Below are 17,819 nucleotides of genomic sequence, written 5' to 3' on the forward strand. Positions count from 1 at the left end.
TTCTGCAATACTGTCGTGTTACTCCGCGGGAACGTTTTCCGAAAGCCGAACGACGAGCCCCCTCGTCAACGCTCGACGCACCGATCTCTGCGAGACGTGTTCCGCCGCGAGTCGATGCCGACGATGCGCGGGCGGAACGTGCGCCCGACCGACATCGACCGATCCGCCGTCGAACCGATCGAGGAGCGGCGGGACTACGGGAGCGAAAACGGGGTCCCGAACTCGGTGCAGTTCGGACCGGCCATCGCCGGCGAGGACGAGTCCGATCAACCCTCTGCTCCCGAGAGTCGAGGCGGCGAGAGAAGCGCTCCGATCTGAACGGTGATCGGTTACGGCAGTTAGACCAGATCCTTCCATCTCGGACGCGTCCACCGACATCTACTCGAAGAATCGGGTGTCGCGAGCGAGTGAGAACGATTTATCGCTACGCCTCCCGGTTCGTTCGGCGAAATCGACACGTTATGACGCCGCCGACGAGGGATGCCGGAGCGGGCCGATCGTGCGCCCGTGCTCGACGGGACGTCCGGTCGATCCCGGCCGCTCAGGGCTCGAGTTCGGGAGTTGTGAACGCTCCCTCGTCCGTCTCGGGATCGTACTCCTCGATGGCCGTTCGGACGAGCGAGAACACGCCGTGCTTGCTCCAGCGAGCGGTGTTGATGTGGAGGTCGTAGAACGTCTGATTGCCGATATCGATCTCGTAGTAGGACTGATAGCGGCCGGCTTCGCTCACCTCGCGGACGCGCATCTCGGCGTCGGTTTCGCCGCGGTCGTCGATTCGATCGAGGCGGACGTCTTCGGGCGCGTCGAGCCAGATCCGCAGGTCGGCGCGCTCGCCGGCCAGCCAGCCCGCGAGTCGGGACTCGAGAATGAAGGGCTTGTTGGCCATCCCCCACTTCTCGGCGATCTGCTGGAGGCGTCGGTCGAGCGCGCGGTCGATCTCGTCGGAGCCGTCGGCCTCCGCGGTGAGCTGGTTGAGGCTCATATCGCGGTCGTCGGCGAGTTCGCGGAAGATGTCGCCGCCGGAGACGTAGGGACAGCCCATCGCGTCGGCGAGGCGTTTACAGAGCGTCGTCGCCCCGCAGCCCGGGGGTCCGGAAACGGTGATGAACAGTCTCGTGTCGATCTCCGCGTCCGAACCGTCTGCTGTGGCCATACGTTGATCCACTCGGTCCCCCCTGAAAAGGTTCCGGCCGCGATCGGGTCCGATCGTCGCTCGCGGGTACGGCACCTCATCGGTAGACGCGGGTAACGTTCGCGACTCCTCCAGTCCGCCCGCCGTCGTTAGGTCGTAAACGAGTTGCCACACTCGGTACACGTCATCCGGAAGGCGCCGTCAGCCGTCAGTTCGAGGCCGTGGCCGACTTCGTCCTCGCAGTCCTGACAGTGGATCATCGACTCGATCTGGTCCCAGTCGTGTTTCGACTTTGGCGCACCGAAGGCGAAGCCGACGACCCGCTCGTCAGTGTCGTTGTACCCGTGCTGGAAGTCACCGGGAGCGAACCGGATCACCTCGTCCTCGTCGACCGTCACCTCCCCCTCTTCCGTCTCGAACGTCGCGGTCCCCTCCTGAACGTAGAAGACCTCCTCCTGATCGTGGTGGGTGTGCAGGCCGCCAGAAAAGGACTCTCCCGCCTCGAGTTCGAAGTAGTTCATCGCGAAGTCCGAAAATCCGAGCGCGTCCGAAACCGGCCGTCTGACCGAGTGAACGTCCAGCGGATTGGTTTCGATGTCGACATCGTCGATAGCGACTTTCTCCATGTCTCGACGTTCGGTTCGGGATGCAAAAACCCCGTGGATGATGATATCTACCGCGGCCAGCTCCGTCGACCCGACCGATCGGACTCAGAACCAGTATCGGAATCGCGGCCGTATAGCGGCGTCCCGACCCGAACCAGCGTGACCGACCGACCGATCGATCGCTGATCAGAACGAGACTGCCGGGCCGGCCTGAAGAGTAACGCATACGGTCGTTCGCCTCCGACGAGTAGACGTGAACCGTCGGACGGTACTTCGAACCGCGGGGGTGGCCGCGACGATCGGGCTCTCGGGCTGTACGGATGCGCTCCAGGAGCACTACGAGGGCACGTTTCAGGGCCTGGTCCCGATCGAGATCCACAGCGAAGCCGAGAGCCACTACGACGTCACGCTCGAGGCGTACAAGCCGGGAACGAACCGCCAGACCTACGACGAGAGTTACACGATCACGGCCAATCAATCGGCCTCGCCGCCCCATCTCGAGGCGACCGAACAACACCTCCGCGTGACCAAGTTCGAACGGCAAAGCGAGGAACAGACCACCGAGGAGGCGACGATCACGCCGAACACCAAGTCGGTAACCGTCAGGCTCACCGACGACGATCTGCTACTGGAACTCACGAGCGACGACGGCGAATCGTCCGGACCGGCCGCTGAACCCGGAACTGACGGTCCTGAGACGGATGGACCGGAGACGAGTGATTCCGACCCGAGCGAATCCGAGCGGAGCGACGGCGGACCGAACGAGACTGATTCTGCGGCGGATACCGACGACTAACGCGAGCCGATACACCCTCTCCCGCCCCCGACGCTGCCAGCGACCGCTCCGCGGTCAGGGATACGGATGAAACGCCCGTTCGAGGCGCGGTTCGAAGCCCAAGTCGTCCGGTACCGTCCGCGCGCGCTCGCCGAAGAACGGCTCGTCGGTAAACAGCGGCTGGGCACCGGGCACGACGACGCGGACCGCCTCGAAGCCGATTTTCTCGACGTCGCGCGTCGTCAGACGAGCCGCGAACGGCGTCAGTCCGGCGTCGGCCGTCCGCGAACACAGCGCCTCGAGGCGCTCGAGGCCGGTCGGAACGGAGTCGGGACCGACGCTCGCCGCGGGAACCGTCCGGTCGGCGTCGACGAACGCTCGCGCGCGCTTCGGGAACGACCCGTACTCGCCGATCGCGCCGCCGGCGTCGGCCGCCTCGTCGGGGCCGAGACTGCGCAGTTCCATCCAGTTCTGTAGCGCCTCCTCGAGCGCCGCGGTCGCGGCCGCCGCGGCGTCGAGGCCGGCCGCCGAGCCGACCGCGAACGCCGGCCACGCGTCGTCGGTCGCGGAAATCGGCTCGTCGCCCTCGAGCGCGTCGGGATCGCGATGGACGGCGACGGCGACGACGGGGACGTCGATGTCCTGCGTGACGAGCAACGGCGTCACCGAGAGCCCCTCGCTCCGGGCGCGGCGCTCGAGCGTCGCGAAGGGGTCCGTCTCGACAGACAGCCCGAGCGGCTCGAAGGTCGAGTACCAGGCGAGCATCGTCGCGTCGCGCTCGATCACCTCGGTCAGCCCGGACACGAGCGCGTCGACCGTCGAGGACCCCAGTCCAAGCCCGGTCGTGATCGCCGGGACCAGCGACGCGCCGGGCTGGGGGAACTGGACCGCCGCGGCGGGCAGGTGTGTCGGGTCGCCGGTTTCGAGGGCCTCGCCCGGCACCCAGCGGTGTTCCTCGGCGGAGTCGTACGCCGGTGCGTCGTCCGGCCGTACGAGGTCCGTCGGCGCGACGGCGTTCTCGAGGTCGTCCTCGCTCGCGCGGACGAACGCCGAGTCGCGGTAGACGCCGGCGCAGTAGCGCTCGAGGCCTTCGCCGACGGCTTTCATCAGGGCAGCGTTCCAGTCGTCGGCGACGCCGGCGGCCTGCCGGGGCGCGCTCGCGTCGCTGTAGGCGGTCGTCTCCGCCACGGTCGCCAGATAGTAGGGGGCCGGGAACGACTCCACCTCGGCGATGCTCGAGACGGGACCGACGCGGTCGTCGATCGCCCGTTCGGCGCGTTCGACCGCTCCCTCGAGGGCGAGCGTTTCGGCGTCGCGCTCGAGCGATCGATCCCGATCCGCATCGGCGCACGCACAGCCCGGAACGGGCAGGAGTTCCCGGCGGGCGTGTGGCACTTCGCGTACCTGCCCGATGATCGAACCGTCGTCGCCCGAGAGGACGCGAACGCACTCCCGGCCCGCGATCGCACCGACGAGTCGCGCTCCGGCCCGATCGGCTTGCGGGGTGTCGGCTCGGTCCTCGAGATTCGACGCGACCCGGGCGCGGAGGCAGTCGAAACAGCCGGTAGCGGGCGCGAATCCCGAGATAGCGGCGTCAACCGCCGGAATCGGGTGGCCGCCGACCCCGCCGATCTCGACGGCGATCCAGGGCGTTCCGCCCGAACGGGCGGCCTCGTTCGCCCGATCGAACGTCGCCGAACCGGCGACGTCGCTGACGACGGCGAAGCGTGCATCGGCGAGATCCGACGGCTCGGCGTCACGGACGCCGATATCGATGTCATCGAGTGCGGCGACGACCGCCTCGCGGACGGGATCGTCACCCACGACGTGAACGTACATACCCCTACCTGCTGGCGCGGGCGGCAAAAACGCCCCGCTCGAGAGTCACCGTGGCTATCTTCGAGCGGCGACGCTATCACGAACGTCGTGCACACGGTCAGCTGTCACTGCGTCCCAGTACACCCGCGACCTGCCGTACGGGTGCGTCGAAACTGACCGACGGCCGTCCGATTCAGTCCTCGGTCGGAACCGCCGAATCGACGTAGACGAGTTCGTCCGCCGCCTCGAGCAGGCCCACGCCCCAGGTGACGGTCACGGGGACGAGCGCGGTCGTGAAGACGGCGATAAAGACGAGAATCGAGAACAGCTCCGCGTCGATGACGCCGGCCTCGTAGGCGACCTGCGCGATGATGATCTCGACGGTCCCGCGACCGTTCATGCCGAAGCCGACGACCAGGCCCTCGCGCGAGGTGAGCGACGTCGGGAGCGAGAACAGCCAGGAGCCGACGATCTTGCCGAGGAACGCGATGGCGACCAGGACGGCGAGCACGGCGAACGAGTCGAAGAAGACGTCGAACGTGATCTGGAACCCGACCGTGACGAAGAAGACCGGAGCGAACAACCCCATCGCGAGGTCGTACATGACCGTGTGCATGTGCTCGTAGAGGCCGGGCTCAACGTCGGACTGTCGGAGGAACATCCCCGCCATGAAGCCGCCGATGATCATGTGCAGGTCGGCGAGCGTCGCGAGCTGTGCGAACAGCAAGGAGACGAGCAGCGCGAACGTAAACGCCGTCGTCCGATCGACGAAGCCGTATCGTGCGCGCTGACGTTCGATGTACCGCCACGCGATCGGGAGGAACCGATAGCCGATCACGAGCGTCGCCGCGAAGAAGCCAAACGCCTGCAGGAGGATCACGCCGATCTCGTTCGGATCGAGTCCGCCGGCGGTGACGTAGCTATCGACGCCCGCGTACGCGATGAGCACGCCCACGTCGGAGGCAAGCGCGCCGCCGAGTAATACGTTCGCGATCCGGGTGTCCAGTAGCTCGAGGTCGGCGAGGATCCGGGACTTCGTCGCGAGCGACGTGGCGGCCATCGCGAGTCCGAGGAAGAGCGCCGCGCCGACGGAGATTCCGAGCCAGACGCCGGCCGCGTAGCCGAGTCCGAACGGGATGACGAACGCGCCGAAGGCGATCAACAGCGACTGCGGGCCGAGCGCGAACAGTTCGCGGAGGTCGACCTCCATGCCGACGTAGACCATGAGGAGGAAGACGCCGAGTTCGGACAGCACCGAGAGCAGTTCCGAGGGGTGCAAGAGGCCGAGCAGCGCGGGACCGAAGGCGATGCCGGCGAACAACTCCCCCATCATCGTCGGGTAGCCGAGGCGCTCGGCGAGCGCGCCGAACACCCACGCGACCGACAGGACGAGCAGAAGGCTCAGAATGTCGATACTGACGGTCTCGACCATCGGCTACCTCCCCGCAGCGCGACTCGAGCGGTTGGCTCTCCGTTCTCGGTTGTCGAGCCGCCAGTACGAACTGTCGAGGCGGAATCGCATAGTGACTCGGCTCGTGAGTTCGTCACCTCACGGGCACTTTACTGAATGGGGTGGTCCGTTAGTCGTTCGTGCTCGCGTCCGTCTCAGCGACCTCGAGGTCGTCGCCGAGACCGGGAGCCGCCGGCCCGTCGGTCACGTCGGCGTCGCGCCAGGTCCCTCTGCGGTACCAGCCGTAGGCGAGGCCGGCACCGACGACGTTCGAGGCGGCGAACGCGAGCCAGATTCCGCGGTACTCCATCGCCCCTTGCGCGAGGACGTAGGCGATCGGGAGTCGGACGACCGCGTAGGTCACGAGGACGATCGCCGCCGCGGTGAGCGTCTTCCCGGTGCCGCGGAAGCTCCCGTTGTAGGCCCGCATCACGCCGATGAAGCCGAACGACGGCGCGACGTACCGGAGGAACGTGACGCCGACCTCGATGACTTCGGGATCGTCGGTGAACGCGGCGGTGATCGGTCGTGCGCCGAGCCACGCCACGACGCCCAGCGCCCCGAGGACGACGAACGTGGTTCGAGCGGCGAAGTTGGCGGCCGCTTCCGCGCGCTCGGGTTTGTCGGCACCGACGTTCTGTCCGGTCATCGTCTCGACGCCGCGGGCGACCGCGATCGCCGGCAGGAAGATGACAGAGAACACGCGGGTGCCGATGCCGTAGGCCGCGACGACGTAGGTCGGGAACAGGCCGACGATCACCAGTAAGAGGTTGATCGACAGGGCTCTGCCCATGCCCTCGATCGACGCCGGAAACCCGATACGAACGAGTTTCGTGGCGAACGAGAAGTCCGGACGCATCTGGCGGAGCCGAATCCGGACGCCCCGCGTCCCACGGAACATGATCACCAGCCCGACGACCAGCGCGAGGGCGCGGGAGAAGACCGTGGCGATCGCCGCCCCCTCGATACCGAGTTCGGGGAACGGCCCCCAGCCGAAGATCAGGAACGGGTCGAGGGCGACGTTGAGGAGAACGGAGCCGAGCATCACCAGCATCGGCGTGATCGTGTCGCCGTAGCCCCGCATCAGCGCGATGAAGACGAAGAACCCGAACATGAAGGGCATCCCGAGCGAGATGACCTCCATGTAATCGGTCGCCAGCGGCAACACGTCCGGCGACGCGCCGAGGAGCCCGAGCAGTCCGTCGACGAAGACGTAGCCGATCAGTCCGAGGATCAGCGCACCGAGCAACGAGAGGGCGACGGTCTGCGAGGCGGCGTACTCCGCCTCGCTCTCCTCGTTCGCGCCGATGTGCTGGGCGACGAGTACGCTCCCGGCCACGGACAGTCCCATGCCGACCGAGATGAGTAAGAAAACCATCGGGAACGCGAAGCTGATCGCCGCGAGCGCTTCGGTGCTGTACTGGCCGAGCCAGAACGTGTCGATGAGGTTGTAGGCCGTCTGCAACAGGTTGGTGACGATGATCGGCAGCGAGAGGTAGAACAGCGGTGCCGCGATGCCGCCCTCGGTCAGATCGAACTCTTCGCGGCCCTTGAACAGCCCGGAGAGTCGATCGAGACGCCGCGAGAGCCACTCCGCGAGGCGACCGAGGAGGCTCATTCGACGGCCTCCGCGTCCTCGTCAGTCGTCGCATCCCGCTCGGTCGCCCCGTCCGGCCGCAGGATTTCGTCGATGTACTCGTGGACGTACTGGCGCGTCCGTTCGGGCGGGCGATCGACCGCGGCCGCTCGCGTCTGTGCGCCGTGAAACAGCGTGACGAGGAAGTCGGCCGTCTCGTCCGGATCGATAGCCGCACGGAACTCCCCCGCCTCGAGGCCGTCCGCGACGAGGGTCGCGATGCGCGCTTGGAGCGCGCGGTCGAACGCGCCCAGTTTCTCCCGATACACCTCGTTGTACGGCGCTTGAGCCTTGATCTCGAGGATCGCCGTCCGGAACTCCTCGGCGGACTCCTCGTCCGTCGGCGTCAGCAGCTCCTCGAGGAATTCGTGGAGCCGTTCGGCCGGCGTTTCGCCCGGAATCGTCTCGGTTCGCTCCTCGAATCGGTTCAGGAGATACTCCAGAAACGACTCGAGGAGGTCCTGCTTGCCCTCGAAGTGATAGTGGAGGGTCCCCTTGCTTTTGGTCGATTCCTCGGCGATATCCTGCATCGTCAGATCCGCGTAGCCGTGCGTACAGAGCGCTCGATACGTCGCTTCCATAATATCGTCGATCGTCTCGTCAGTCATTCAGTGCGTATCGGAACTTACTGACTGGCCAGTCAAAAGCCCTTCGTCCCCGGTGAACCGCGTCCGGTCGGATCCGCGAATTGTGCCCGGCGGAGCGCGTTCAGTCGGGTCGGCGCGTTCCGCTGGCGGACGAGAGTGGCGGGACACGGCGGGCCGGCTGCCGCCGCTGAACGGTAGCAATCGGCCGAAAACGGCGTCCGAGGGTGAGATTTCAGCGAGCGACGGCGAAGACGGTTACTCCCGCTCTCGGAGTCGCTCGAGGACTTCCTCGGCGTTTTCGACGGCCCGTTCTTTCTTCGCCGGGTAGGCCTCGACCTTTCCGCGGAAGGTGATGCCCTGTCCGAGGCGGACGTCTCCGGCGAAGGCCGCCTGCTTGTCGAGCCGCAAGAAGAGTTCGGTGTTCTCGGTGACCCGCTCGTCGAGTTCGTCGATCAGTTCGTCGAACGACTCGAGGTCGGCCAGCCGCGAGAGGACGTGGCGGACGTCGTCGGCCTTCTCCACGCGTGCCGAGAGGACGAGGATGCGATCGCCGTAGTGGCCTTCGCTCTCGGCGCGTTCGATCTCGAACGGCTCGTCGCCGCCGGGGAGGAACGTTCGGAGCGCCTCCTCGACGCGTTTCTCGTCCTCGGTGGCGTAACAGAACGTCCGTAAATCGACGTAGTGAAGCGGAATTTGTGGCATCTGCGATTCGAAATTCGGTCTGGTGGGCGCGGTGGTGACGGTCGCTGAGACGGGTCGAGGGGCGAACCGACTCGCGAACGGGCTCTATTCCTCGTCGGCGTCGGCGTCTGTCTCCTCGTCGGCGTCGTCGGCCGCCTCGAGGTCGTCCTCGGGGACGCCGGCCTCCTGGCCGTCGTCGAAGCTGATCGTGTAGGTGATGTCGCCGAACATCGACTCCATCGTCTGGGAGACGGTGCCGATCTCGCCGTCGAACTCGCTGTGCTCGTCGTGGAGGACCACGCGGTCGTCTTCCTCGAAGCTCATGGGTGGTGATTCCCCGTCTGCGTGTAAAAAGGGACTGATTCGTTGCAACAGGGACCGTCACGCACGATCGTCCATCGGCCGCGGTCGAAAGATCGTCCCTATAGCCGGCCGCTCGAGCCGCCACCCTTCCGATCGCGCCACCACTCGTAGCCGAAGCCGACGACGGCGGCGATGCCGGCGGTACCGCCGAGGAACGGCACCCAGTAGACCCAGAAATCGAGACGCGGCGCGATGACGTTGCCGATCGCGGTCCCGATGGTAAAAATCAGGTAGCCCGGCAGTGCGAGCGGCGAGAAGAGCCGCGTCTCGAGCCAGCCCAGTCCGAACGGGACGACCAGGAGCGCGAACGTGGCGAGCGTCGCCGGACTCGTCGCGATCCGACGGAGCGACACGGGCAATAGACCGTCGCGCTCACCGTCGGTGGGCCGGCTTCGATTTCCGACAGTCATGCGCCACCCCCGACCTCGAGCAGGCCGTGTAGCTCGAGGACGTGTGCGGCCGCCAGTCGCGACATGTCGACCATCGTGGCGTGATCGAGCAGGAACTCGGTGGTCTCGAAGAGGTACGCGGTCGCCCCGAGTTCGCGCGCGGCGTGTTGGAACAGCAACGGCCCGGTGAGGGAAGTCTCACCGGCCGTGAACTTGTGGAACGGCAAATACCACGGGACGGCATCTTCGTCGAGACGGTCGGCGAGTCGCTCTCCGTGGGCGTCGGGGGAGTGAAAGATCGCCTGCCCGACGAACTCCCGATGGAGGCCGTAGACTCCGAGGGACCGATGGAGGTCGAGCACGACGTCCGGCTCGTGAGCTTCGACGGCGTCCCAGACGCCCGCTGCGAGTTCGCTCCGGGGCTCACGGTCGGCCGGAAACTGCCGATTCAGATCGCCGTCGACGCCGCGCTCGTCGTTTTCGACGGCCACGCGATTGGTCTCGGGAACGACGACGAGCGTCCCCGCGTCGGGACGCCAGTCGGAGATTTCGCGAGCGGCCTCGATCCCGCTCCGTTCGTCGCCGTGGACGCCGCCGAAGACCATCGCGGTCGGCCCGTCGTTCGGCGCGTCGATCTCGTACAGCGACGTCTCGTGGGCGGTTCCCGAAAGGATCGTCTCCGTGTTCGACCTCCCTTCACCGGTACCGGACGGCTCGCGAGCCGCCTCGAGCAGGCGCTCGTTGCTCGGCGGCCGACTCACAAATCCTGACACGGCAATTCCTGCGAGCACGCTCGCGCCGCCGGCCAGATACGTCCGACGTCTCATTGGACGGGAGAAGAACGGACGAGCTAAAGCCCCTTGTCATTCGTGACGCGAACAGTGTCAATTCGGTTGTAGGTCGACGCGGAGCGGGCGTCGCTTACCGAACGCTTTCGAGCGCGACGGCGGTGTCCGACATGAGCCACGCGTCCTCGCTGTCGACGCGTTCGATACTGAGCGCGAAAAACGACTCCCGTCCGTTATCGACGGTGATGCGGTAGCCGCGACTCCGTACCGGCCCGGTCCGTGCAGCGGTGTTCGATTCAGCGGGAACCACAGGTACTCCTTGGATGGCGCGCGTATAACGGACTCGGATCGAGCGGGCCGCGGATCGAGCGGGTCGTGGGGCCGATCAGACGTCCAGTTCCTCGAGCAGGGTCTCGGCCGCGGCGCTCGAGGAGCCGGGGCCGCGGGCGGTGACGAGGTCGCCGTCGACGGTGACGCTCGTGTCGGCATCGAGTTCGGCGTCCCAGTTTCCGCCCGCTTCTTTCACTTCGTCCTCGACCCAGTAGGGGAGCTTGCGGCCGTCGGGCATGCGATCGGCCTCGTCGACGATGCCCTCCTCCCACTCGTTGGGGAAGCCGGTCACGTCCCGACCGTTGACGATGAACGCGCCGTGGCTGTCGCGCGCGAAGCCGAGCATGCCGACGGCGTGGCAGACGACCAGCGCCTTGCCGTCACCCTCGACGATGTCCCGGAGGAGTTCGCGGGCGTGTTTGTCCTGGTTGATGTCCCACTCGGTGCCGTGGCCGCCGGGGAAGACGACGGCGTCGTACCCCTCGGCGTCGGCCTGTGCGACCGGGATCGGATCGTTCAGTCGCTCGTCGGTCTCGGCGACCTCGCGGACGTGCTCGGCGGTCTCCTCGCCGACCTGTTCCGGATCGAGCGATCGCTCGTCGACGACCGGCGGATCGCCCGACGGCGTCGCCACCGTGATCTCGACGCCTGCCTCGGTGAGCGTCTCGAGGGGCTCGACGCATTCCTCTCCCCAGTACCCTTCTTCGCTGACGACGAATAGTGCGTCCGTCATATGCGTTCCTAGGACGGCCGGCGTAAAAACGACCAGCCCACCCCTCGGTTCTGCCGCAATCCCCCGCAAACACGTTGGTCGGGGAGACAGTCACTCCGACCGAGGGTGGCCTTTTTCGCCGTCGGTCGTCTACGTTCGGTAGGTGACACCATGGCAGATCGACCGCGTCCGTTCGACGGTATCGACGACCTGCTCGACCGATTGAACCGCCAGATCGAGACGGCGGCGCGCTCGTGGGAAACGCAGGTCGACAACCGGAGCAAGCTCGACCTCTCGACGGGCGGCTCGACGACGAGTCTGGACCTCGCCGACGAGGGCGACGAGTTCGTCGTCACCGTCGACGTCCCCGGCTACGAGAGCGACGACCTCGAGTTGCGCCTCTCCGGCGAGTCGCTGGCCGTCTCCGGGCAGCGAGAACATAGTCAGGAGACGGGCGGCGACGAAGAGAACTACATCCGTCGAGAACGGAAGACCGAATCGTTCAGCCGGCAGATTCGGCTTCCCGACCCGGTCGACGCCGACGCGGTGCAGGCCAGCGTCAACAACGGCATCCTGACGGTGCGGCTGCCGAAGCGCGAGGCGGACGACGAGGCGCACTCGATCGACATCGACTGAGACGGTTTGCTGTGACGATGTACCGGCACAATCGCGAACCGTCCTGCGAGTGCGCCGGTACATCGGGATAGCAGACCGTCTGAAGCGCTCCGCATCGGTCGAACAGCCGGCGACGAGTCTAGCGTCGGTCGAACGGTCATCGACGAGTCGTGTGTCGGTCGAGCGACCATCGACGGGGCGGACCGTTCGTCGGCTTCGGCATCAATCGTCGAGGTTCAGGGCGTCGAAGAACCGACGGGTGAGCCGCCCGCCGACGAACTCGAGGAGTGCGCCGTCGTCGTCGTCGTCCTCGTCCGCGAAGAGCCCGAGTTCGATCCGGCCGCCGGCCATGTCGTGGTGGCCGCCGACCGCACCGAGTTCGTCGAAGCCCTCTTCTAGCGTCTCGCCCATGTGAACTCGCGGATCGATCGAGCGACCGCTCAATCGGATCGCGTCGCCGACGACGCCGTAGACCAACACGGTGTCCACTCCCTCGAGGTTGAGCAGGTAGTCCGCCGCCTGCGGAAGCGCGTCGGTTTCGCCGGTCTTGCCGACGCTCGCGACGAGGGATGAGCCGCGCCGCTCTCGACTGGCGATCGCCCGGCCGATCGCGTCGAGCGTCCCCGGAGAGAACGCGCTGCCGTACAGCTGCTCGAGGATCTCGAGATCGGCGTCGGGATAGACGGCGAGCGCGGCCTCGTACTCGCGTCGCGTGGGTTCGCGGACGAAATCCAGCCGCTCGCGGTGGAGCGCGAAGAGGAGCGCGGAGGCGAGCCGCGTCGTCAGGTCGACCTCGAGTTCCTGTAGATACTCGATGAAGATGGTCGCGGTCGCGCCGTACTCGGCGCGAACGTCCTCGAACGCGGCGTCGGCCGACTCGCCCGGGTGGTGATCGACGACGACGTCGGGAGTGACGTCCGCCGGCACTTCGGTGTTCGCCCCCGGCCTGGTGTGGTCGACGAAACTCAGGCTGTCGTACTCCCCGATAGCGGTCCGCGAGAGCGGCCGGAGACTGATCTCGAGGAGGTTGACGAACGCGCGGTTTTGCTGGTGGGATATCTCGCCGCCGTAGGCGATCGTCACTTCCTCGACGTCGTGGTCTCGGGCGATCGCTTCGAGCGCGAGCGCGCTGGCGAGACAGTCCGGATCCGGATTGTCGTGACAGACGATCGCCAGCGAGTCCGTCGCCTCGAGGACGGACACGAGCTCGGCCGCGCGTGACATACCGGATTTACGGTGACGAGACGCTTGAATCCCGCGTCGAGTCTCACGGAGTACGACAGGCCGTCGGCTCGATAAGCGGACGGACGTTCGTGATGATCGACCGTTACAAAGCGTACAGTTATTTCACACCGGGCATCCGAACCACGTGTATGCGAGACGCGTACCTCGTCGGTGCGGGGCAGTCGGATTACGGGGCTTTCCCGTCGGAGAGCTACCGATCACTGTTCCGGACGGCGTTCGATGCGGCGACGGACAGCGTACCGAAGGGACTCGAGGCCGACGACGTCGACGAGGCGTTCGTCGGTAACCTCGGCGTCGGCGGCCGCCAACTCGGCCTCTCCGGACCGGCGGTAACCGAACACGTCGGCCTCGACGGCGTCCCCTGTACCCGCGTCGAGAACGCCTGCGCGGCCAGCGGCTTTGCGGTGCGACAGGCCGTCCAGGCCGTCAAATCGGGAATGGCGGACGTCGTCCTCGCGGGCGGCTTCGAGATCATGTCGGATATGAGCTCGGACGCGACGAAGTACTGGCTCGGCGTCTCGGGTGAGACCGAGTGGGAACGCCTCTCCGGCACCACGTTCTCCGGCGTCTACGCCCAGATGGCCAGCGTCCACATGGAACGGTACGGGACCACGCGCGAACACCTCTCCCGGGTCGCCGTCAAGAACCACTCGAACGGCGCGAAGAATCCCCACGCCCAGTTAGGATTCGAGTGCTCGCTCGAGGACGCCCAGTCCGCCCCGGTCGTCGCGGACCCGCTCAATCTCTATCACTGCTGTCCGACTTCCGACGGCGCGGCGTGTGCGCTGATCGTCAGCGAGGACGTCGTCGACGACTACACGGACGACCCGATCCGGGTCGCCGGCGTCGGTGCCGGGAGCGACACCGTCGGCCTCTTCCAGCGCGATACGTACACCGGCGTGCCGGCGAGCCAGCGGGCGGCCGAATCGGCCTACGAGATGGCCGGCGTCGAGCCCGACGAGCTCGACTTCGCGGAGGTCCACGACTGCTTCGCGATCGCGGAACTGCTGGCCTACGAGGATCTCGGGTTCTGTGAGAAAGGCGAGGCCGGAGAGCTCATCGAGTCCGGCGCGACCGAACTCGGCGGCGACCTCCCCGTCAACACCTCCGGCGGACTGAAGTCCAAGGGCCACCCCATCGGTGCGACGGGTGCCGGACAGGTCGTCGAGGCGTACAAACAGCTCTCCGGGAAGGCGGGCGAGCGACAGGTCGAGAACCCCGCCCGCGGACTGACCCACAACGTCGGCGGCAGCGGCGGTGCGTCGGTGATCCACGTCTTCGAGAAGGAATCGGAGGTGGACGCATGAGCGCGATCACCGGCGTCGGCGCGTACGCGCCCCGGTTCCGCATCAGTTCCGAGGCCTTCGAGGAAGCGTGGGGCCAGTTCCACGCCGCCGGCGTCACCGAGAAGGCCGTCCCCTCGGCCGACGAGGACGCCCTGACGATGGCCTACGAGGCGGCGACGCGAGCGCTCGAGGCGGCGGCGACCGATCCCGCCGACATCGACTGGCTGGGCGTCGCGACCTCGCGACCGCCGGCGGCCGAGGAGGACCTGACCGTCCGGCTCGGGGCGATGCTGGCCTGCTCCGAGTCGGCGACCGGACAGGTGTTCACCGGCAGCACCCGCGCCGGCACCCGCGCGCTCTGGGCCGGCATGGACGCGCTCGAGGCCGACGCGACGACCGCGCTCGTCGTCGCTGCCGACGCGCCACAGGGCGACCCCGACGACGGGATCGACCACGCCGCCGGGGCCGGCAGCGCGGCGTTCGTCCTCGGGCGCGAGGGACCCGCGGAGATCGTCGATCGCGCCGAATACTCCGCGCCGTATCCCGGCACCCGGTTCCGGGACACCGGCGAAGACGAGACGCAGGGGCTGGGCATCACCCAGTACGACCGGCAGGCGTTCACCGAAACCATCGGCGGTGCCGTCGACGGCCTCGAGGTCGACCCCGATCCCGAAGCGGCCGCGATCCAGGCTCCCGACGGCAAACTTCCCTACCGCGCGGCCGGCGCGGCCGGCGTCGGTACCGACGAGATTCAGGCGGCCGCCACGGTCCACGAGCTGGGCGACCTCGGTGCCGCGAGCGTGCCACTATCGCTCGCACGGGCGCTCGAGGACGGCTACGAATCTATCCTCTCGGTTTCCCACGGTAGCGGGGCGGGTGCGGATGCATTCGTCGTCAGCGTTGCGTCGGAGACGCAACGAAGCGAGGGTGACGTGCCGACCGTGACCGCACTCGAGGGCGACGACCCGCTCACCTACGCCGAGTACCTCCGGCAGCGCGGCATCGTGACCACGGGGCCGCCGTCGGGCGGCGGCGCGTACGTCAGCGTCCCCTCCTGGCGGCGCTCGCTTCCCCAGCGCTACCGGCTCGAGGCCGGCCGCTGTTCGGAGTGCGGGACGCTCTCGTTCCCGCCGGAAGGCGCCTGCGACGACTGCGGTGCGCTCGCCGAGTACGAGCCGGTCGAACTCGCCGGCGAGGGAACGATCGAGGCCGTGACGACCATCTCTCAGGGCGGCGCGCCGCCGGAGTTCGCCGAACAGCAGGCCCGTTCGGGCGACTACGCGGCCGCAATCGTCGCGCTTGAAACCGATAGCGGCGACGAGACCGTCAGCGCCCCGGCGATGGGAACCGACGCCGATCCCGCGGACTTCTCGGTCGGCGACCGAATCGAGACGACGATCCGCCGGATTTACACGCAGGAAGGCGTCACCCGGTACGGGTTCAAGATCCGGCCCGCGGGCGAGTAGCGAGTTCGATCTACAGACGGCTCGAGGCGGTTCTCACTCGATCGGACGGGCCGTCGACGGTCCGTGGTGGGAATGAGGGCTATCGCTGTAGCTGACAGCCGATACCCCGTGAAAATTCGCTGCCCGTCTCGGTGCGGGGTCTACTCCGCGACGAGTCGAACGTCGTCGAAGAACCGTCGAACGCCGGTCTCCCAGACGACATTCATGCCGACGGCGAGCGTCACGATCCCCTCGAGATCGCTCACCGAATACGAGTACGTCTTCCAACCCGCGTGGTCTTCGATGTCCTTCTCGCGGTTGAAGTCTCCCTCCGAGAGCCCGTCGCGCGGCTTCGCTCCGGCGAAAAAGGCCACCTGTGACATGCGATTGAACGACTCCTGTTGGCTGTAGACGTCGACGGTCACCGCGTCGGCGGACGTGATGTTCACCGGCTGTTCGACCCAGATCGTCCCGTCATCGGCGACGCCGTCGATGAACAGCGCCATCGAGCGGTCGCCGTCCGCCGACCGTTCGGAGGTGACCGCGACGGAATGGTCGACTAGATCGGTCGGTTCCCCGGGAACCGTCGGGAGATCCGTGCCGACGGTCCATCCGTCGAGGTACTCCTCGAACGACGGGTTGTGCAGACACGCGGGGGACGGCGTCGGTCGCGTGATTCCCGAGGACGGTTCCGAATCGCCGGACTCGTTTCGCTGGTCCGTTGCATCGTTCGAGTCGCTACCACCGAACGGTACGGCGTGGGCGAGGCCGACCGCGATGGCACCGCCGAACCCTGTCATGTACGATCGTCGTCGCATCATTTACGCCCAACTCGGCGAGGTGCAGTAAATGTCACACAAGCTTAAACAACGATTTGAGTAACCGGTCGAACCGCTTCCTTTCCGCGCCGGCCCACACCGACCGTCTCGGTCGCCTCTCGAGCGCTCAGTTCCCCGTCAAGGCCTCGCTCGCCGGCGAGAACTCGATTTCGGTCCCGAGTCCCTCCTCCCGCGCGCGCTCGTAAAGTAGGTACGCCGCCGCGACCGTCTCGATGCCCGTTCCGCCGCTATCGAAGACCGTGATCTCGTCGTCGCTTTGCCGGCCGGGTGCGTTCCCGGCGACGATCTCGCCCAACTCCGCGTGGATGTGATCCTCCGTAACGGCTCCCTCCTCGAGCGCCTGTATGAACGACCCGGCGTCGAACGTCGCCCGCTCGCGGAGATCCGGGACGTACGTCGCCCGCTCGATCGTCGTCGCGTCCAGTTCGCGCTTGTCCGGCGAGTACTGGCCCATCGCGGTGACGTGCGTACCGGACTCGAGGTCGTCGCCGTCGAAGACCGGCTCGCTGGCCCGCGTCGCCGTGATGACCACGTCCGCGCCGGTTATCGCGGCCTCGCTCGAGGCGACCGGATCGACCGAGGCCTCGAGGTCGTCGTCGAAATCGGCCGCGAAGGCCTCGCGGTTTTCGGGCGTCGGCGAATAGATGCGGACCTCGGCGAAGTCGCGAACCGTGGCGGTCGCGCGGAGCTGTCCGCGCGCCTGGGCACCGCTGCCGATGACCGCGAGCGTCTCGGCGTCCGCGCGAGCGAGTTCGTCGACGGCGACGGCACCGGCCGCGCCGGTCTTGAACGGATTCATGCTGGCGCCGTCGAGCAGGGCGAGGGGCGCACCGCTGTCGGCGTCGAATAGCGGCGTCATGAACCAGGCGTCGGTGGCACCGAACCCCGCGCTGTACATGTATCCACCCATCGCTCCCGTCTCCGGAAGGATGGCGGCGTAACTCGTGAACATCCCGTCTGGGTCGGCGCGGAAGAACTTCGATCGCGGCTGTGCCGGTGCGCCGTTTCCGCGCTGTCGATAGCCGTCACGAACGGCGTCGACGTATTCGGTTGGCGTCGCGAGGTCTTCGACGGCGTCGCTGGGTAGAAACAGGGTCTCTGTCATGATCGATACGAGGGAGCG

General features: G+C 67.0%; 20 protein-coding genes. 5 read left to right on the forward strand and 15 right to left on the reverse strand.

The features are described from left to right. The first annotated feature begins 114 nt into the window (after window positions 1-114). On the forward strand, window positions 115-318 hold the full coding sequence (locus tag AC0QDI_RS02410) for a hypothetical protein (RefSeq protein ID WP_474664892.1): 204 nt from the start codon (window positions 115-117) through the stop codon (window positions 316-318). A 223-nt stretch (window positions 319-541) separates the two neighbouring features. Here AC0QDI_RS02410 and cmk read toward each other — a convergent pair whose 3' ends face one another. Then, window positions 542-1,153: a (d)CMP kinase gene (gene cmk / locus AC0QDI_RS02415; protein ID WP_474664894.1), complete on the reverse strand. Its 612-nt coding sequence runs from the start codon at window positions 1,151-1,153 to the stop codon at window positions 542-544. Between the two features lie 128 nt (window positions 1,154-1,281). Further along, window positions 1,282-1,758, reverse strand: a complete 477-nt coding sequence (locus AC0QDI_RS02420; protein ID WP_474664896.1) for a cupin domain-containing protein — start codon at window positions 1,756-1,758, stop codon at window positions 1,282-1,284. A 232-nt stretch (window positions 1,759-1,990) separates the two neighbouring features. Between AC0QDI_RS02420 and AC0QDI_RS02425 the strand changes: the two genes are divergently transcribed. Then, window positions 1,991-2,533 carry a hypothetical protein gene (locus AC0QDI_RS02425; RefSeq protein ID WP_474664898.1) on the forward strand — a complete coding sequence of 181 codons (543 nt, stop codon included), beginning with the start codon at window positions 1,991-1,993 and terminating at the stop codon, window positions 2,531-2,533. Between the two features lie 54 nt (window positions 2,534-2,587). Here AC0QDI_RS02425 and AC0QDI_RS02430 read toward each other — a convergent pair whose 3' ends face one another. The 10 genes from AC0QDI_RS02430 to AC0QDI_RS02475 all read right to left on the reverse strand — a co-directional run bounded on the left by AC0QDI_RS02430 (window position 2,588) and on the right by AC0QDI_RS02475 (window position 11,287). Further along, complete coding sequence (locus AC0QDI_RS02430) at window positions 2,588-4,351, reverse strand: YcaO-like family protein (RefSeq protein WP_474664900.1); 1,764 nt, start codon at window positions 4,349-4,351, stop codon at window positions 2,588-2,590. A 172-nt stretch (window positions 4,352-4,523) separates the two neighbouring features. Next, entirely contained in the window at window positions 4,524-5,762 is a 1,239-nt protein-coding gene (locus AC0QDI_RS02435; RefSeq protein ID WP_474664902.1) for a cation:proton antiporter, read from the reverse strand. A 148-nt stretch (window positions 5,763-5,910) separates the two neighbouring features. Beyond that, entirely contained in the window at window positions 5,911-7,398 is a 1,488-nt protein-coding gene (locus AC0QDI_RS02440) for an MATE family efflux transporter (protein ID WP_474664904.1), read from the reverse strand. Next, on the reverse strand, window positions 7,395-8,024 hold the full coding sequence (locus tag AC0QDI_RS02445; RefSeq protein ID WP_474664906.1) for a TetR/AcrR family transcriptional regulator: 630 nt from the start codon (window positions 8,022-8,024) through the stop codon (window positions 7,395-7,397). The genes AC0QDI_RS02440 and AC0QDI_RS02445 overlap by 4 nt, the downstream gene beginning before the upstream one ends. A gap of 234 nt (window positions 8,025-8,258) precedes the next feature. Further along, complete coding sequence (locus tag AC0QDI_RS02450; RefSeq protein WP_474664908.1) at window positions 8,259-8,705, reverse strand: RNA-binding protein; 447 nt, start codon at window positions 8,703-8,705, stop codon at window positions 8,259-8,261. Window positions 8,706-8,789: 84 nt separating this feature from the next. Then, the gene (locus tag AC0QDI_RS02455; protein WP_474664910.1) at window positions 8,790-9,008 is read right to left on the reverse strand and encodes a DUF1918 domain-containing protein; all 219 of its coding nucleotides are present in this window, start codon (window positions 9,006-9,008) and stop codon (window positions 8,790-8,792) included. Between the two features lie 98 nt (window positions 9,009-9,106). After that, complete coding sequence (locus AC0QDI_RS02460; RefSeq protein WP_474664912.1) at window positions 9,107-9,457, reverse strand: hypothetical protein; 351 nt, start codon at window positions 9,455-9,457, stop codon at window positions 9,107-9,109. Next, window positions 9,454-10,263, reverse strand: coding sequence for a succinylglutamate desuccinylase/aspartoacylase family protein (locus AC0QDI_RS02465; RefSeq protein WP_474664914.1), 810 nt, complete (start codon window positions 10,261-10,263; stop codon window positions 9,454-9,456). The genes AC0QDI_RS02460 and AC0QDI_RS02465 overlap by 4 nt, the downstream gene beginning before the upstream one ends. Before the next feature lie 94 nt (window positions 10,264-10,357). Further along, window positions 10,358-10,534, reverse strand: a complete 177-nt coding sequence (locus tag AC0QDI_RS02470) for a hypothetical protein (RefSeq protein WP_474664916.1) — start codon at window positions 10,532-10,534, stop codon at window positions 10,358-10,360. A gap of 75 nt (window positions 10,535-10,609) precedes the next feature. Beyond that, window positions 10,610-11,287 carry a type 1 glutamine amidotransferase domain-containing protein gene (locus tag AC0QDI_RS02475; RefSeq protein WP_474664918.1) on the reverse strand — a complete coding sequence of 226 codons (678 nt, stop codon included), beginning with the start codon at window positions 11,285-11,287 and terminating at the stop codon, window positions 10,610-10,612. A gap of 150 nt (window positions 11,288-11,437) precedes the next feature. On the opposite strand from AC0QDI_RS02475, the gene AC0QDI_RS02480 reads away from it, so the two are divergent. Next, entirely contained in the window at window positions 11,438-11,902 is a 465-nt protein-coding gene (locus AC0QDI_RS02480) for an Hsp20/alpha crystallin family protein (protein WP_474664920.1), read from the forward strand. A gap of 201 nt (window positions 11,903-12,103) precedes the next feature. Here the strand turns inward: AC0QDI_RS02480 and AC0QDI_RS02485 are convergent, their stop codons facing one another. Continuing rightward, window positions 12,104-13,105 carry a DHH family phosphoesterase gene (locus AC0QDI_RS02485; protein WP_474664922.1) on the reverse strand — a complete coding sequence of 334 codons (1,002 nt, stop codon included), beginning with the start codon at window positions 13,103-13,105 and terminating at the stop codon, window positions 12,104-12,106. A 149-nt stretch (window positions 13,106-13,254) separates the two neighbouring features. Here AC0QDI_RS02485 and AC0QDI_RS02490 point away from each other — a divergent pair, with 149 nt between their 5' ends. Together AC0QDI_RS02490 and AC0QDI_RS02495 are read left to right on the forward strand one after the other, a co-directional pair. After that, the gene (locus AC0QDI_RS02490) at window positions 13,255-14,433 is read left to right on the forward strand and encodes a thiolase domain-containing protein (protein WP_474664924.1); all 1,179 of its coding nucleotides are present in this window, start codon (window positions 13,255-13,257) and stop codon (window positions 14,431-14,433) included. Continuing rightward, window positions 14,430-15,878 carry a zinc ribbon domain-containing protein gene (locus tag AC0QDI_RS02495; RefSeq protein ID WP_474664926.1) on the forward strand — a complete coding sequence of 483 codons (1,449 nt, stop codon included), beginning with the start codon at window positions 14,430-14,432 and terminating at the stop codon, window positions 15,876-15,878. Before AC0QDI_RS02490 ends, AC0QDI_RS02495 begins: the two co-directional genes overlap by 4 nt. A 140-nt stretch (window positions 15,879-16,018) precedes the next feature. On the opposite strand, the gene AC0QDI_RS02500 is transcribed toward AC0QDI_RS02495, so the two are convergent. Together AC0QDI_RS02500 and AC0QDI_RS02505 are read right to left on the reverse strand one after the other, a co-directional pair. Continuing rightward, window positions 16,019-16,678 (reverse strand): hypothetical protein, encoded by a 660-nt coding sequence (locus tag AC0QDI_RS02500; protein WP_474664928.1) that lies wholly within the window; start codon window positions 16,676-16,678, stop codon window positions 16,019-16,021. A 124-nt stretch (window positions 16,679-16,802) separates the two neighbouring features. Continuing rightward, a complete protein-coding gene (locus AC0QDI_RS02505) occupies window positions 16,803-17,801 on the reverse strand; it encodes an ornithine cyclodeaminase family protein (protein ID WP_474664930.1) in 999 nt (332 codons plus the stop codon). Window positions 17,802-17,819 lie beyond the last annotated feature (18 nt).

The organism is Natrinema sp. LJW11 (genome assembly GCF_056135975.1).